Origin of the sequence: Gemella sanguinis ATCC 700632 (assembly GCF_000701685.1) — a bacterium.
GTDB lineage: Bacteria > Bacillota > Bacilli > Staphylococcales > Gemellaceae > Gemella > Gemella sanguinis.
Genome location: NZ_JNJO01000002.1, coordinates 198,311 through 215,073 on the forward strand (window position 1 = coordinate 198,311; position 16,763 = coordinate 215,073).

Below are 16,763 nucleotides of genomic sequence, written 5' to 3' on the forward strand. Positions count from 1 at the left end.
TTATGACTTGAGTGGTCATGGTTTGAATCTTATTTTGTACCAGGTTCTGTACAGCAATCTGCAATCTCAAATTTATAATTGCACTCTTTTGTTCCATCTAATGCGTTATAAACATTCTTATACCCTAAATCTATTAATTTTTGAGATACAACTGAAGAGCGATTCCCATTATAACAATATACGTAGATAGGAGTCTCTTTATCTTCAGGTAATATTGACTGTAAATTGTCTAGATTTTTTGAATCTACATTTTTAGCTCCTGCTGCATGCTTCTCATCGTAATCTTTTTTATCTCTAGCATCTAAAAATACTTTATTAGAATTTGTATCTAGTAATGCATCCTGGAATTTAGAACTATTTAAAGTTGTAGATTTTACAAATTCATAGCTATATTCTTTAGTACTTTGAGCTGAAGTAACATCTTTAAATCCTTGTTTTGTTAGTTTTTCAACAGCTTCTTTTGTTTTATTAGCATCATCACTGTACACAACAACCTTTTTATCACGCCATGTTCTTATTTGCTCTATACTTTTGTCTATTTCTGATGTAGGTATGTTAATAGCATGTTTTAAATGACCTTCTTTATATGCAGCCTCATCTCTTACATCTATAACAAGATAATTCTCTTTTTCCTTATCATCTTTTTCTATTTTAACTAATTCTTCACCTTTTAATATTTTAGAATTATCTGATGCCCCAGTCGCTCCTGAGCATCCTGCTAAAGTTAATGATAACACTGCTGCCATGCTTACAGCTAAAAATTTATTTTTTTTCATATAGTTTGTTCCTTTCAACACTTATTTTAATAAAAATAGATAATATATTGTTTTTTTATGAATTAGTCTACATAATATCTATATTGTAATCTAAAAAATACTTTTTAGCAAATAAATGGTTTTTTTTTATTGTATAATATTAAAATTTGTATTCGTGTTCCTTCGCTCCATCCCACGCATTATAAACATTTATATAGCCAAGTTCCACAGCTTTTTGTGCCGCTTTAGCAGAACGATTTCCACTGTAACAATATGTGTACACAGGTGCATTTTTATCAGCTGGTAATAGTGCCGCAAGCTCACTATCTATATTTTTAACATCAATATTTTTAGCACCTTCTACATGCCCTTTATCATAGTCTTTTGCCTCTCGGACATCGATAAATGTTCCTTCTTTTTTATCGATAGCCGCTTGGAATTGATCAGCTAATAAAGTAGTGAATTTAACTAGTTCATAGTCTTTATATTCTTTAACTCCTTTAGCATCACTCACGTCTTTAAATCCAGCTTTTGTTAATTTCTCAGCAGCTTCTTTGCTCTTCTTACCAGTATTGCAATAAACTACTACTGGTTTTTCTTTCCATGCACTAATTCTCTCTACTGCTTTTTCGATATCTGTATGAGGAATATTAATAGCGTGTTTTACATGACCTTCTTTATACTCTTTTTCATCACGAACATCAATAACAAGGTATTTCTCTTTTTCTTTATCATCTTTTTCAATTTTGTTTAAATCTTCTCCTGACATAGCTTTTACAACTGCATTTCCATTACTATCTGATGAAGTTGTAGAAGTTGATGTTGAAGAACATCCTGCTAATGTTAATGATAAAATTGCAGCCATACTTACTGCCAATAATTTGTTATGTTTCATAATTTTTTTCTCTCCCATTTTGTATTGTATTTTCTCGAACATTATAACAAATATAAAAAACCCTTTCAACCCTTGATGCAACTGCGTTCAATAATTATTTTTATATTTTCTATTATTAAATTAAATAAAAAATACATTGAACACCTCTACAATGAGGTTGTTCAATGTAATACTCATATAAATATATTTATTTTTTCATTATGTTTAGAAAAATAATAATATTTTTATTATTTTTGGTTTTCCAATAGTTTTTCTAAAAATATTTCAACATTATTCACCTTATAACCGTTATATTCTTTTCTTTTATCATCAAAATGCCACTTTCTATTTACTAAACATGTAGCCATTCCTAATTTTTTCGCCGGTTCTATATCGTGGAATAGAGAGTCTCCTATCATAACAGTTTCTTCCGCCTTTATTCCCTCTTTTTCTAATACATTTAAAAACGCCTGAGGTTTTGGTTTACTAATGTGCACTTCTTCAGAAATATAAACCTTAAATAAATCTTCTAACTGAAGTTTTTTTAATTTTTTTCTTTGTTCATGTGATTTTCCATTTGTTAAGATTATTAACTTGTAATTACGTGACAATTCTTCTAAAATACTATTTAATTTTTCATTAGGAGAAATAGCGTCCAAAATAAACTCGAATTGCTTTTTATAATAATAATCACAATCTTCTTTCGTTAGTTTTACATTATAATCTGCTAACGTTGCTATTAATCTCTCATTTCTTAAATCAATTATTTTAAGCTCTCCATTATGTATTTTTTCTACTAGTTCATTGTTAATTCTTTTATATCTTTTAAAGAACTCCTCATATGTAGTTAATTTATCATATCCTAAATATTCAAACACCAGTTTATTCGATAGTTTCCAGACACTACTAAAGTCATATAAAGTATTATCTAAATCAAAAATCAGATTTTTTATATTTTCCACTATTTCACCTCCTAAGGTCCTCTACTTTAATATTCTTATTTTACAATTAAAAAAAGAAAAATCCAAGAATTACCTCTCAGATTTTCCTTTTATTTTACATTTTTAAATATAGATAGCTACTTTTTATCGAAATACTTTACTGAAGGGCGCGGTTCGTAGACAATAGCGTCATCAGGTACACTATGCTTTACCACTGCATTTGCTCCTATTTTCACATTATTCCCTATTTCTATATTTCCTAAGACTTTAGCTCCTGCACCTATTACGACATTATTTCCTATTGTTGGATGTCTTTTTACTGGATCTAGAGTTGTTCCTCCAAGTGTAGTGCCGTGATACATTGTCACATTATCGCCTACTATAGATGTTTCTCCTATAACAACACCCATACCATGATCAATAAATAATCCTTTGCCTATTTGAGCTCCAGGGTGTATTTCTATTCCTGTTATCCTCCTAGCACGCTTTGCTAACATTCTTGCTAGTGTATGTTTTTTTCTTTTATACAGCTTATGTGCCACATAATGATAATTCAGCGCTTTAATATGAGGATATGTTAAATAAATCATTAACTTTGATTCTGCAGCAGGATCTTCTCTTAATACTCTATCTAGATTATAACGTAAATTCTCAAAGAATTTCATTATACTTCTACATATGTAACTTCTTCAAAATCAAGCATTGATAAATATTTATCCACTCCATCTGGAAGAATAGTTACAATTTTTTTATCTGGATACTTCGCAGCAACCTTTTTAGCTCCAGCTATTGCTGCTCCTGATGAAATTCCAACTCCTATACCTGTTGTTCTAACGAATTCTTTAGTTGCTTCTATTGCTTCTTCACTAGATACTGTGTATACTTCGTCCATTAGTTCTTTATCGAAGTTTTCTGGAACAAATCCTGTTCCAATACCTTGGATTTTGTGAACCCCACCATGACCTTTACTAATAGCTGGTGATTCTTCTGGTTCTAAAGCAACTGCAAGTACTCCTGGTTTATTTTCTTTTAAGTATTTTGCTACTCCTGAGAAAGTTCCACCTGTACCTACTCCAGCAACAAAAATATCGATATCTGGTACTTGTTCTAATATTTCTTTACCAGTAGTTTTGTGGTGATATGCTGGGTTTGCTGGGTTATCAAATTGACTTAAAGAAATAGCGTTAGGATATTTTCCTCTTAATTTTTCAGCTAATTCGATTGAACCTTTTATACCTAATTCTTTCGGAGTTAATATTAATTGAGCTCCATATGCTTTAATTAGAGTACGACGTTCTAAGCTCATGCTCTCTGGCATTATAATAACTGCTTTTAACCCTAATATAGAGGCTAGGATTGCTACAGCAATACCTGTGTTTCCACTAGTTGGCTCTACAATTATTGTGTCTTCGTTTACTTTACCTTGGCGTTTAGCTTCTTCTAACATTCCAAGAACAGCACGGTCCTTAACACTTCCACCTAGATTATATTTTTCTAATTTCACAAAAATATTTGTGTCGTCTAATTGGTAAATAGGAGTATCTCCTACAAATTTTAATGATGATGCTAACATAATATCGCTCCTTGTTAATTAAGTTTAATTTACAGTAATTATATCACACTATTTTTAAAATTGAAAAAGATTTAGTACTGAATTTTCAGAAAACAATCATTTTTATCCAAACTTATATGTATAATTCTCTTAAAATATAGTATTTGTATAAAAAAAGGAAATTTAGCAGTATTATGATTCTACTAAATTTCTAACTATATTATTCATATCTTCTGGTAATTGTGTAACTATATCAATATTCTTTCTCGTTATTGGGTGTTTAAATTTCAGATTGTAACAATGAAGCGCCTGTCTATCAATAACTTTTTTATTACCACCATAAAGTTCATCCCCTAAAAGAGGATTCCCACTAAAACTCATGTGTACACGTATTTGATGCGTTCTACCGGTAAAGAGTTTTAACTTAATCAAGCTTATATTATTTTTAGAATTATACTTTTCACTCCAAACTTGTGTTTTAGCATAATCTCCATCATCTGCAACACATCTAGTGATAATACTGTCAGCTGTTCTTTTAATATTAGCTTCTATTATTCTATCTTTAACTTCCCCTATAACTAAAGCTAAATAGAACTTATCGATTTCTTCTTTACTAAACAATGCGTGAATATGTCTATGCTTCGCTATTAAAACTAGTCCTGTTGTATTCTTATCAAGTCTAGTTACTATATGAGGAATTGTATTATAGTGATTTTTTTTGAAATAACCATTAACAATTTCTAATAATGATGAATCTTCATTATTTCGCGATGGAATTGAAGGTAAATTGGCAGGTTTATTTACTATAAGCAAGTACTCATCTTCATAAATAATATCCAACTTATCTTCAAAAAATCTAACATGTTCACTAAATTCTTCACTAGGTAAAGTTATTTCCACAACATCATTTTTCTTTAATACATATCGAACATTTTCCTCTTTTCCATTAACTTTAATACTACCATCATTATCAAACTTTATACGAGTCAATGTCTTTCTAGATATATTATTTTCTAATAGAAACTCTCGTAATAACTGTTCGTTTTCTATTAAATACTTCAATTTTAATTTATTCATTTTCTATAAACGATCTCTTCACTCTTTTCCAGAAACTTACATCATTATATCTAATAAATGATATTTTTTTATCTTTTGCTAATGTTATATACAGTTTTGATACCGTATCATAATTAAATGTCCTAAAGTCAACACTTATACGGTGGTTATCTAATTTTAATGGTTTAATAATTAGCTCATCTTCCTTCGATAATATAATAGAATTGCCTAGTGTTCTATAGACAAGGTTATTTAATGCAGCTATCTCTGTAATTTGATATAGGTCCATTTGAGGATGGATTACAGCACCACCTAAACTTTTATTATAGGCAGTTGAACCTGTTGGAGTACTAATGCAAAGTCCATCTCCTCTAAAGTTCTCAAAGTGTTCCCCATTTATAAAAACTTTTGCTGCATAGGTAGATCCACTATGACTGTTTACAGTTATTTCATTCAAAGAATAACAATCCGCAATTAATTTTCCATCTTTACAGTACGCTTTTAATCTCAATAGTGGGTATTGTTCTACCTTTGGTTCTAAGGCTAACATGTCAAAAAATATCTTTTCAAAATCTTTTGCAGAATAATCTGTATAAAAACCTAAATGTCCTGTGTGAATTGATAAAAACTTCACACTATCAATAATACCAATATACTTACTAAATGTTCGTAGCACCGTACCATCTCCGCCTATCGCAAATACATAGTCTGGAGTTTTTTTATCCTCAACCATTTCATTAGCTAATAAAAAATCTCGTAATTTCAAACCTATTTTACAAGAAGTTTCATCATCTCTTACTTCTATACTAAATTTACCTTTTAACATCCTATCCCTCATCTTTTATTTTTTCATAATTCTCTAACCAAACATGAGCAAAGTCTGGAGCAAGTGCTCCCTGTTTGTTATCTATCCACTCCTGTAATTTACTTACATTATATTTTAATATTTTATCAATTTTTTCCCCATAGTGATAACGTTCTTTATTTTGATTATATTCATCTTCGTCTAATAAAAAGTACTTCCCATCAGGATATTTTTTTATATCTAAGTCATAATCAATATATTTAACACCATCAACATCACATGCAAAAGGACTACTCAAATTAGAGTAATAATGCACACCATCTTCTCTAAACATACAAATTATATTAAACCAACATTCATTATGGAAATACACTAATGCCACTTCTTTAGTAACCCATGTTCGGCCATCGCTTTCAGTAACTAGAGTCCTATTATTTGCCAGAATCAAAACTTGTTCATCCGCTTCTAGAACAATATTTTTATGCCAAATTCTATGTATTGAACCATCATGTTTATAGGCTATTATCTTAACCACATCACCTTTTTTAGGTTTTTCTCCTCTGTACATATATCCTCCTTTCATAATTTTTCTAATTTTTATCTTTTTTATTATAACATAATTTACCTATTATAGACTACTCTAGATTATTACTTTTTTTAATTTTATTAATAAATAGAATAAATCTTTAGTTTACTATTTTTTAGTAATTTTACTTACTTCGTTTTTACTATTTTTATGTATTTTTATTATCTTTTTACAGAATTTCTATTGACAAATACAACATTTACTGTTATTATATAAGTGTATATACTAGGGCTCTTTATATTCAGTTTTATTTAGGAGTAATTATGAGAAGAATTTCCGGCAAAGGATTTTAGGGATATAAAAATCTTCTCCTGGAAATACACAATTGAAGTATAACAAAACTGATATAATCTGCATAGACACCTACTACAGATTTTTAGTAGGTGTTCCTTTTGGAATAGAAAAAATAGGTGATTATTTTAAATTAATAATCACCTATTTTTTATTTTATTCGTAATCAATAACACCTAATGCAATTTTTGCATAGCGTGACATCTTGTCTTTTGTCCATGCTGGTTCCCAAACAATATTTACATCAACTTTTTCTATTTCATCAACACCTAGCATTGCAGTCTCCACTTGCTCAATAATTACTGGTGCTAAAGGACATCCCATTGATGTAAGAGTCATGTCAACAATAGCATGTTTATTGTCGTCACTCATTTTAACATCATAAACTAAACCTAAGTTCATAATATCAATACCTAACTCAGGGTCAATTACGTTCTCTAATGCTTCTATTACTCTATCTTTTAAATCTTCCATTTTCTTCTACCTTTCTCCTTCATCCATATAAAATGTTAATCTTGCTGGTATTTCATAATCAAACCTTAATGTATCTACCAGCTTTTTCAAATGTTTTTCTACTACTCTTTTATTAAAATTAACTACTTGCGGTTTACTATGATACGTGTTTATTCTCATATGATAAAATTTCCTATTATTTTTACCCGTTGTTTTATTAATTTCAATACTTTGTATATCTGCTATATATTCTACTATAAATACGGTTCGATAGCTAATAAACATGTCTTTATATATTAATATATCCAACTTTTCATCTGCAAACGTCGCTTCTCTTAAAATAATATCTAAATCATGTTCAGTTTCGGGATAAGCTACAAATAATCTTTCATAACTTTCTTTGTTCCCACGCACTCTTCTATAAATTGTTTTTAGCATCCATAAAGAAACTAGGATCGCTATCAAATTTCCGCCTATAGTTAATAAATTATATGTACTTCCTAAAGTCTCCATATAAATATCAACATAAAACGGTCTTTCTTTTGCTTTATTTTCTATAGTAGTTTGATCGTCACCTTTTTTATAATCAGCTAATATTCTTCCTAATTTCTTTGATCTAATATAACTAGACTTATACGCATCTTCGAATTTTTCTCTTAATTCAACAGGTACTGTTGTCGTTCTATTTTTTCTTCCTCTCTTTGGTCCATAACCTTCAATTTTTGCATAGATAGGATTTTCTATGTTGAATAACTTTGCATCCTTAGTAACAGAGTCCCCCAGCATTTTTTTTACTTCATCAGGGGTTGCTTTTAACATTGTAGTACCTTTATCATGCTCTACCAAATAGAATTTTTCACCATCTGATAATTTATCATCCTCTATATTTGTTTCTTCGATATTTATAATCTTTACAATAGCATATCCAGCCTCTCCTGGTTCATAAGCCCTACCATTAGAATACTGAGCTTCTAATCCTTCTGAAAGTTTCTCTATATTATCTTTAGTAAACATAGTTGTAGCCAAGCATACACCTATCGTCATAATTATAAATAACAAAACGCCTTTTAAATAATTTTTTCTCACGTAGACTCCTTCTTATTTACTTTTTATATGCTTATCAAATAACAATATCCTTAACGTTTAATTTTACTATTAATTTAAACTTTTAATCTTGTTATTGAATTGTATACTTTAAATTATACCATTATATTACTTCTTCATCTACCTAAAATGTTAATTTTACATTTATTCCAAAACTATCTCTAAGTGTATTAATAAATATTTTTAATTGTTCTTTTGTTGCATTTTCTGGGAATGGGACTTTATGTACCCCATCTTTAGTTGATTTTATTATCATATGGTAGAATTTTCTACGCCCTCTACCATAAGCGCTATTTACTTTAATGCTTTTAATATCACTTATATACAACGCTATAAATTCAGCTCCATAGCTTATAAACATATCTTTATATATCAATACCTTAAATTCTTTATTAAAAAACTTCGCTTCTCTTAAAATAATATCTAAATCACGTTTAGTTTCTGGATAACTTACAAATAATCTTTTATAGCTTTCTTTGTTTATTCGTATTCTTCTATAGACTACTTTTATCATCCAAAGAGAAATTAAAATTGCTATAGTACTTCCTATTAATTGGGATAAATGATAATATCTACTCAAAGGCTCTATATAAACATCAAGAAAAAGCGGCCTTTCTTTTTCTCTATTTTTTATAGTTGTCGTATCCACACCTTTTTCATAATCAACTGCGATTCTTTTTAGTCTCTTTGAATTTATATCACTAGTACTATACGCCTCTTCGAATTTTTTCTGCAATTCATCAGGTACTGATATTTTCTTATTCCCCTTCCCTGTCTTTGATGGAACTCCATCAATCTTTGCATATATAGGATTATCTCCAATATTATATAACTTTTTATCTTTAGTAAAAGATTCACCCAACATTCTTTTTGCATCATCAGGCGTAGCTTTCAACATTGTAGTACCCTTATCATGCTCTACCAAGTAGAATTTCTCGCCATCTGATAATTTCTCATCTTTTATATCAGTTTCTTCAATATTTATAATTTTTACAATAGCATACCCAGCTCTCTTCGGTTCGTATGATCTTCCTTTAGCATACTGTGTTTCCAATCCCTCTGAAAGTTTTTGTATACTATCTTTAGTAAATAAAATCGTCAAAGAACATATAACTATAGTCATAATTAAGGGTACCAAAGCACCCTTTAAATAATTTTTTCTCATGTAGACTCCTTCTTATTTACTTTTTATACTTATCAAATAACTATAAATTTTTATAACATATCTAAAATGTTAATTTTGCATTTATTCCGAACCTATCCCTAAGCATATCAACAAATGTTTTTAATTTTTCTTCTTCTGTATCATTTGGAAAGTATGCTTCCTCTACATTAGCATTAGTTGATTTTATTTCCATATGATAGAAAGTCTTATCACCACGTATTCTAATAACTTCAATACTTTGAATATCAGTTATATACAACGCTATAAATTCGGAATAATAGCTAATAAACATGTCCTTATATATCAGTACCTTGAATTCTTCATTAAAAAACGTTGCTTCTCTTCGAATAACATCTAGATCGCGTTCTGTCTCAGAATAAACTACAAATAATTTTTCATACCTTGCTTTGCTTACTAACATTCTTCTATATACAATTTTTGTCATCCATACCGCAACCCAGAGTATCATAGCATTTCCTACTATTTGAAATAAATGAAAAGAACTGCCTAAAGGTTTTATATAGGTATCAGCATAAAAAGGTCTTTCTTTTTCTCTATTTTTAATAGTTGTTATATCTACACCTTTTTTATAGTCATCCGTAACTTTCTTTAATCTCTTAGAAAAAATCTCACTGCTTCGATATGCAGCTTCAAATTTTTTCTGTAATTCTTCCGGTACTGTTATAGTTCTATTTCTTCTCCCAGTTCTTTCTGGAACCCCATCAATTTTTACATATATAGGTTTATCTCCTATATTATATAGTTTTTTATCCTTAGTAACAGAGTCTCCCAACATTTCTTTAACTTTTTCGGGTGTTGCTTTTAGCATCGTAAAACCTTTTTCGAATTCTACTAAATAGAATTTCTCATCTCCTGATAAATCCTCATCTTCTATATTAGTTTCTTCAATGTTTATAATTTTTACAATAGCATAACCAGCCTCCCCCGGTTCATAGGCTCCTTCGTTTGAATACTGTGTTTCTATTCCTCTTGATAATTGTAAGATATTATCTTTTGCAATATAAATTGCTGCAAACCATACGGCTAAAGTCAAAATTATAAAATTCAACTGACCTTTGAAATAATTTTTTCTCACGCAGACTCCTTCTTATTTACCTTTAATATGCTTTTAATATCTACTTAAACATTTATTTTTATTTTTATTTTATAGTTTTCTCTTAATCTTTTAGCTGTAGCAATAAAATCTTCTGTACTAATTCTTTTTAACTTAATCTCACGATTTTTGTTATCGAAGTGTGTACTGTAAATTATAGTATGCTCATTTTTTCCTTTAGCGCTATTCTTTCTAAACAACATTTTTTCTATATCATTGATTTCTTCCACAATAAATGTAGTTTTATAGATAATTAACAAATCTTTATAAACTATTATCTTTAATTCTTTATTTATAAAATTTGCATCTCTAACTATTAAATCCATATCATATCTTGTTTCTGGATATTTATAAAATAGGGTATTATAGCTGCTAATATTAATTCTAATTCTTTTAATAACGTTAGATGTCATAACAAGCGTTATCATAATAAAGAAACCTAATCCTATAAATGAATAAACTGTATCTGCTGTAGTCAGTGTTCGGATATATATCTTTTCATTAAATTCATTTTTCCAAGCACTATTATTAAGTGGAGATTTCACTATTGGTAAATCACTTTCTTTATAGGCCTTTTTGAATTTCTCTCTCAATTCATTTGGGACATTCGGTTTCGAAGTTCTACGTTTTCCACCACTACTCATTTCTCTAACCCCATCAATATCTACATATATATCATAAGAATCAGCAAAAACTAGCTTCCCATCTGGCAAGTCATCTAAGCCATACTTTCCTAATATCTCTCGAATTTTCTCTGGAGTTGATTTCATCATTATATAACCATCTTCATACTGAACAAGGTAAAATTTTTCCCCTTCAGATAATACTTTATCATCAGTAATATTAGTTTCTTCTATGGCTAATAATTTTATATATGTATTACCGTCAAGACCTGTAGTGTACTTTTCAGTATTTTGTGTTTTATCTCCAAAATTTCCAAAGTATGGTTTAATTGTGATTGCTGCTACGGAAATAGTAAACAGCCATGCAACTAGTGTAAATAAGAGTAAAATACGTGTTCCTTTTAAATAACTTTTTCTCATATATTATCCTTTTATTTATTAGGATTATTTATAATTACGGCTCCTTCAGGTGTTCCTTTAATACATAGTTTACACATATTTAAGAATAATCCATGTTCAACTACACCTACTATATTAGCTAATTTTTCTTTTACCTCTTCTATGTCAAATCCATATCCAAGGTGTAAATCTACAATATAATTGTGGTTATCTGTAATTAAAATTTCTCCATCTTTTTTTCTTATTACAGGATTTAATCCCGCTTCTATCAATTTTCTAACAGTGTGGCTGTATCCGAAAGGAAGAATCTCAACCGGCAAATTAAACTTACCTAGTTTTTCAACATCCTTACTTTCGTCATAAATCCAAATAACTTCTTTTGCTATATCTGCAACTATTTTTTCTCTAAACAGCGCTGCTCCCCCACCTTTTATAGCATTGAAGTTTTTATCGATTTCATCTACACCATCAACCGCTAAATCAATATGATCAATTTCTTCTAATTCTTTTATGTTAAGACCTAGACTTTTTGCTAGTTCTACAGTTTGGATTGATGTAGATACCATTTGGATATTCAAACCTTCTTTTACTTTATCAGCTAAAGCATGAACAAAATAAAATACAGTTGAACCAGTTCCAAGACCAACAATCATTCCATCCTCTACATATTTTACAGCTTCTTTCCCAACAACTTCTTTTAAATTCATTTTTATTCTCCTCTTTTATTTATATAGATATTTCTATTTTAATAAAGGAGCAAACTGCTCCTTTATTTTTTATTATTTGTACTCTACTAATTGATATTTTTTCTTACCACGTCTTAACACAGTAAATGCATCTTCTAAACGTGATTCAGCTCCTACTATATAATCTAAATCTGTGATTCTATCACCATTTACATAAATAGCTCCATTATTAACATCTTCTCTAGCTTGGCGTTTAGATTGTACTAGTTTTGTTTCCACTAAGAAATCAACAATATTATATTCTTTTTTCTCAGCTTCTGATTTTGGCATTCCCTTAACTGCCTCTTGAAGCTCATCGTGAGTTAATTCTTTAACATTTCCTGAGAATAATGCTTTTGTAATATTTAGTGCACTCTCTAATGCTTTTTCACCATGTACAATTTTAACTAATTCTTCAGCTAATGCTTTTTGTGCTAATCGTAGGTGTGGTTCTTTTTCTACACTTTCTTCTAATTTTTCGATTTCTTCTCTTTCTAAGAATGTAAATTTCTTAATTGCAGAGATTACATCGCTATCTGCTGTGTTGAACCAGAATTGGTAAAATTCATATGGAGTTGTTTTTTCTGGATCTAGCCAAACAGCTCCTCCAGTTGATTTTCCAAATTTAGTTCCATCAGATTTTAACATTAATGGAATAGTAAATCCGTATGCTTCAACATCTCCACGAAGTTTTCTCATAATTTCTAATCCAGTAGTAATATTACCCCATTGGTCAGAACCACCTAGTTGTATCTTAACATTGTGGTGTTCATTTAAATGAGCATAGTCAATTCCTTGTAGCAAGGCATAACTAAACTCTGTAAAAGATAATCCATTTTCCAAACGACTTGATACTGAATCTTTTGCTAATAAGTAGTTTACATTGATTAATTTACCATAATCACGTAAAAACTCAATCATAGAAAGTTTTCCTAACCAATCTCCATTGTTAACAAATTCAATATTATCATGTCCACGGAAAATATTTCTAAGTTGATTTTCTAATTTTTTAGCATTTTCTGCAACTGTCTCTAAACTTTGAAGTTGTCTTTCTTCACTTCTTCCTGATGGGTCACCTATTATTCCTGTTCCACCACCTACTAAGACAACTGGTTTGTGTCCATGTTGAGCAAATCTGCGTAATGTTAAAAATGGTAGTAAGTGACCTACGTGTAGAGAGTCCCCAGTAGGGTCTGTTCCACAGTAAATAGATACACTTTCACTTTCTAATAATTTTGCTATTCCTTCTTCATCTGTTTGTTGGTAAACTAAGTCTCTAAATTTTAAATCGTCTAATAATTTACTCATCAATACTCCTCCGTAGTCAAATTTTCATACATTTAACACAATTATATCACATTTTTTATATAACTTTCATCTTTTTCATTATTTTAATTACAAAAGTTCTCTTTTTTCTCACTTTATTTTATAATTTTTTAAAGTTTTATGTTATAATATAATTATTAAAATTTAAAGAAGTAATAAACAGAAGTTAAAACAAGGAGATTTTAATGGAAAAGAAAAAGAATCGTTCTTCTATTCTAAAGAAATTACTACTTCCTACGGCCGTATGCTTAAGTCTTGGTTCAGGAGTAGCTTTAGGTTTTGTAGGTGGACTTGTTAAAGATCAGCCACTTATGAATCATGAAGAAATGCTAGAACAAGTTAACAACATTTCAAAAAGTAGTGATGTTTACTTTGGAAGTGGAGAAAAATTAGGAACTATTAACTCAGAATTAATTAGAAAAGTAGTAAGTTATAACGACATTGGTGAAAATGCAAAAAATGCAATAATTGCGAGTGAGGACTCTAACTTCTATTCTAACAGTGGAGTTGAGCCTTTAGCTATCGTTCGCGCTAGTTTTAGTGAAGTAACTAAATCTGGTAATACTGGAGGTAGTACAATAACTCAGCAATTAGTAAAAAACCAATTATTAGATAACTCTAGATCTTATGAAAGAAAAGCAAAAGAAATTTTATTAGCACTAAGAGTTGATAATAACTTTTCTAAAGAAGAAATTCTGGAAACATACTTAAACGTTGCTCCTTTCGGGAAAAATAGTTTAGGTCAAAATATTAGTGGTATTGAAACAGCTGCACAAAGTATCTTTGGAGTTCACTCAAAAGATTTAAATATTGCACAAGCTGCTTACTTAGCTGGATTTGTTCAATCCCCATATAAATATACACCTTTCGATGGTTCAGGTAACGTGAAAAGCGATGAGGAACTACAAGTTGGTTTTGATCGTCAAAAATACGTACTAGAGCAAATGAAAGATAATGGATTTATTACAAGAGATCAATATAATGAAGCTCTAAAATTTAATATTAAAGGTGCTTTTATAAAAGAAAAAGCTACTGAATATACTGATTACCCATATATTCGTGATGAAGTTGTAACTGCTGCTGCAGAAATTTTAGCTGAACAAACTGCTAAAAAGAATAACAAAGAACAACAATTTAAAGAAGATAGCTCATATAGAGATGATCTTGTTGAAAAACATAAAACTAAATTTATAACTGGTGGTTACACAGTTAAAACAACATTAATTAAAAACTTATATGATAAACTTCAAGAAGCTAAAAAACAATTCGCTTCTTACCCTACTTCAACTCAAGATGGAGTTACTTACCCTCTTGATATCGGGGCAACTGTTGTAGAAAATGGAACAGGTAAGATTCTAGCGTTCGTAGGTGGTATGGATTATAATAAACAACAACTTAACCACGCTACAAGAACTCACCGTTCTCCAGGTTCTACTATTAAACCACTTCTAGTATATGGACCAGCAATGGATAAAGGATATATTACTCCTAACTCAACATTACTAGATAAGAGATTTAACTTTGAAGGTTGGAAACCTGAAAACTTCTCACAAACAGAATATAAATACTTACCAGCTAGACAAGCATTAGCAAGATCTCTTAACCTTGCAACAGTACGTCTATATTCTGCATTTGTAAATGAAAATCCTGCAAAAGAATATTTAGAAAAAATGGACTTCAAACGTCTTACTGAAGCTGACCAGAAAAACTTAGCTACTGCCCTAGGTGGTATGAACTATGGGGTGTCTGTAGCGGAAAATACAGCTGCATTTTCTACTTTTGCTAATAATGGTAAATATAATAAAGCATACATAATCCAAGAAATTCGTGATCACAATAACAAAGTTGTCTTCTCTGCTGAGGTAAAACCTACTCAAGTGTACAAAGACTCAACTAGTTATTTAATGTTAAATATGCTTAATGATGTTATTAACACAGGTTACGGTACAGCACCAGATATCGCTGCTGCACTAAGCTTTAATACTAAGAACCTATTTGTAAAAACTGGTACTTCAGAGTACTATAAAGACTTATGGGTTGTAGGTGGTTCTACTAAGATTACACTTGGTACTTGGACAGGTTATGATAAACCTGCTACAGTTCCGGACTATTCTTACGGACACAAGATGTGGTCACATTTAATGAATGCAATTTATGCCTATGATAGTAGTTTAATCTCTCCTGATACTGCCTTTGAAAGACCAAGTTCGGTAGTAGATGCTTATATAAACCCACAAAATAACGGTAAAGGTGGTACACCTGATATAGTACCAAGCGATTTCCAAGAATTATCAAAAGATAAAGTTAATCTTAAATTTGGATCAAATATCGATAAAACTGTTATCTATGGTGAAGTTACAAAAGCAGTAGTTAAAAAACCAACAACTTCAACAACAACTACTACTGATAAAGAAAAACAGGAAAAAGAAAAGCAAGAAAAAGAGAGGCAAGAGAAAGAAAAACAAGACGCCGCCGCTAAACAAGAAGCTGCAAAACAACAAGAGTTAGATAGGCAGAAGAAAGAAAAAGAGCGTTTAGAAAAAGAAAGACAAAGAGAAATAGAAAGACAGAAAGAATTAGAAAGACAACGTAAGCAAAACGCCAATTCCAATAGACGGAATTAGAAATTCTAATTAGTAAGTCAACAAAAAAGTGTCTACAATAAATGTAGACACTTTTTTCAGATTGTTGACAAAAATACCGAAATATCAAGCTAGTATTGATGTTATGGTATTTTTTTTCAAAAAAAATAAGCCTTAAGGCAAAAATCCAGTAGTATTAAGAGGTTTTATACCTCTCTTAATGCTATTGTTTTCATATTTTGAACGCAACAAGACAGCCAAGCGTACGACTGTACTTTGGCTTTTCCTCTATATTGTGCATACCTGTATCCGTGATTTTGTTTAGAATCCGCAAAGCTACGTTCTATTGTTTCTTTTCTTCTCTTATACAATAGTTTTCCTTCTTTTGATATACGTCTTAACCTAGCTTCAT

17 protein-coding genes are annotated in these 16,763 nt (G+C 30.0%); 1 reads left to right on the forward strand and 16 read right to left on the reverse strand.

Annotation, left to right across the window (positions count from 1 at the left end; translation table 11 throughout):
- Positions 1-29: 29 nt before the first annotated feature.
- From T369_RS0102055 to tyrS, 15 genes are all read right to left on the reverse strand, one after another.
- Positions 30-776: a rhodanese-like domain-containing protein gene (locus T369_RS0102055; protein ID WP_031551071.1), complete on the reverse strand. Its 747-nt coding sequence runs from the start codon at positions 774-776 to the stop codon at positions 30-32.
- A 139-nt stretch (positions 777-915) separates the two neighbouring features.
- Positions 916-1,650, reverse strand: a complete 735-nt coding sequence (locus T369_RS0102060; protein ID WP_031551074.1) for a rhodanese-like domain-containing protein — start codon at positions 1,648-1,650, stop codon at positions 916-918.
- Positions 1,651-1,877: 227 nt separating this feature from the next.
- A complete protein-coding gene (locus T369_RS0102065) occupies positions 1,878-2,591 on the reverse strand; it encodes an HAD family hydrolase (protein WP_152667991.1) in 714 nt (237 codons plus the stop codon).
- 116 nt (positions 2,592-2,707) lie between these two features.
- Positions 2,708-3,235 carry a serine O-acetyltransferase gene (cysE, locus tag T369_RS0102070; protein WP_031551079.1) on the reverse strand — a complete coding sequence of 176 codons (528 nt, stop codon included), beginning with the start codon at positions 3,233-3,235 and terminating at the stop codon, positions 2,708-2,710.
- Positions 3,235-4,143, reverse strand: coding sequence for a cysteine synthase A (gene cysK / locus T369_RS0102075; RefSeq protein ID WP_031551083.1), 909 nt, complete (start codon positions 4,141-4,143; stop codon positions 3,235-3,237). Before cysK ends, cysE begins: the two co-directional genes overlap by 1 nt.
- Positions 4,144-4,314: 171 nt before the next feature.
- Entirely contained in the window at positions 4,315-5,199 is an 885-nt protein-coding gene (locus T369_RS0102080) for an RluA family pseudouridine synthase (RefSeq protein WP_031551086.1), read from the reverse strand.
- Entirely contained in the window at positions 5,192-6,004 is an 813-nt protein-coding gene (locus T369_RS0102085) for an NAD kinase (protein WP_031551089.1), read from the reverse strand. The genes T369_RS0102080 and T369_RS0102085 overlap by 8 nt, the downstream gene beginning before the upstream one ends.
- A 1-nt stretch (position 6,005) precedes the next feature.
- Positions 6,006-6,551 carry a DUF402 domain-containing protein gene (locus T369_RS0102090; RefSeq protein WP_006363787.1) on the reverse strand — a complete coding sequence of 182 codons (546 nt, stop codon included), beginning with the start codon at positions 6,549-6,551 and terminating at the stop codon, positions 6,006-6,008.
- A 465-nt stretch (positions 6,552-7,016) separates the two neighbouring features.
- Entirely contained in the window at positions 7,017-7,334 is a 318-nt protein-coding gene (locus tag T369_RS0102095; protein ID WP_031551092.1) for a metal-sulfur cluster assembly factor, read from the reverse strand.
- 6 nt (positions 7,335-7,340) lie between these two features.
- Positions 7,341-8,399 carry a hypothetical protein gene (locus T369_RS0102100; protein ID WP_031551095.1) on the reverse strand — a complete coding sequence of 353 codons (1,059 nt, stop codon included), beginning with the start codon at positions 8,397-8,399 and terminating at the stop codon, positions 7,341-7,343.
- Positions 8,400-8,541: 142 nt separating this feature from the next.
- Positions 8,542-9,582 carry a hypothetical protein gene (locus T369_RS0102105; RefSeq protein ID WP_031551098.1) on the reverse strand — a complete coding sequence of 347 codons (1,041 nt, stop codon included), beginning with the start codon at positions 9,580-9,582 and terminating at the stop codon, positions 8,542-8,544.
- A 61-nt stretch (positions 9,583-9,643) separates the two neighbouring features.
- Positions 9,644-10,678, reverse strand: coding sequence for a hypothetical protein (locus T369_RS0102110; RefSeq protein ID WP_031551101.1), 1,035 nt, complete (start codon positions 10,676-10,678; stop codon positions 9,644-9,646).
- Between the two features lie 44 nt (positions 10,679-10,722).
- On the reverse strand, positions 10,723-11,739 hold the full coding sequence (locus tag T369_RS0102115; RefSeq protein ID WP_031551102.1) for a hypothetical protein: 1,017 nt from the start codon (positions 11,737-11,739) through the stop codon (positions 10,723-10,725).
- A gap of 11 nt (positions 11,740-11,750) precedes the next feature.
- The gene (gene rpiA, locus T369_RS0102120) at positions 11,751-12,425 is read right to left on the reverse strand and encodes a ribose-5-phosphate isomerase RpiA (RefSeq protein WP_031551106.1); all 675 of its coding nucleotides are present in this window, start codon (positions 12,423-12,425) and stop codon (positions 11,751-11,753) included.
- A gap of 72 nt (positions 12,426-12,497) precedes the next feature.
- Positions 12,498-13,751, reverse strand: a complete 1,254-nt coding sequence (gene tyrS / locus T369_RS0102125) for a tyrosine--tRNA ligase (protein WP_031551109.1) — start codon at positions 13,749-13,751, stop codon at positions 12,498-12,500.
- A 203-nt stretch (positions 13,752-13,954) separates the two neighbouring features.
- Between tyrS and T369_RS0102130 the strand changes: the two genes are divergently transcribed.
- Positions 13,955-16,393 carry a transglycosylase domain-containing protein gene (locus T369_RS0102130; RefSeq protein ID WP_031551112.1) on the forward strand — a complete coding sequence of 813 codons (2,439 nt, stop codon included), beginning with the start codon at positions 13,955-13,957 and terminating at the stop codon, positions 16,391-16,393.
- 164 nt (positions 16,394-16,557) lie between these two features.
- Here T369_RS0102130 and T369_RS09590 read toward each other — a convergent pair.
- A partial coding sequence (locus T369_RS09590; protein ID WP_031551115.1) for a transposase occupies positions 16,558-16,763 on the reverse strand: 206 nt, incomplete at its 5' end.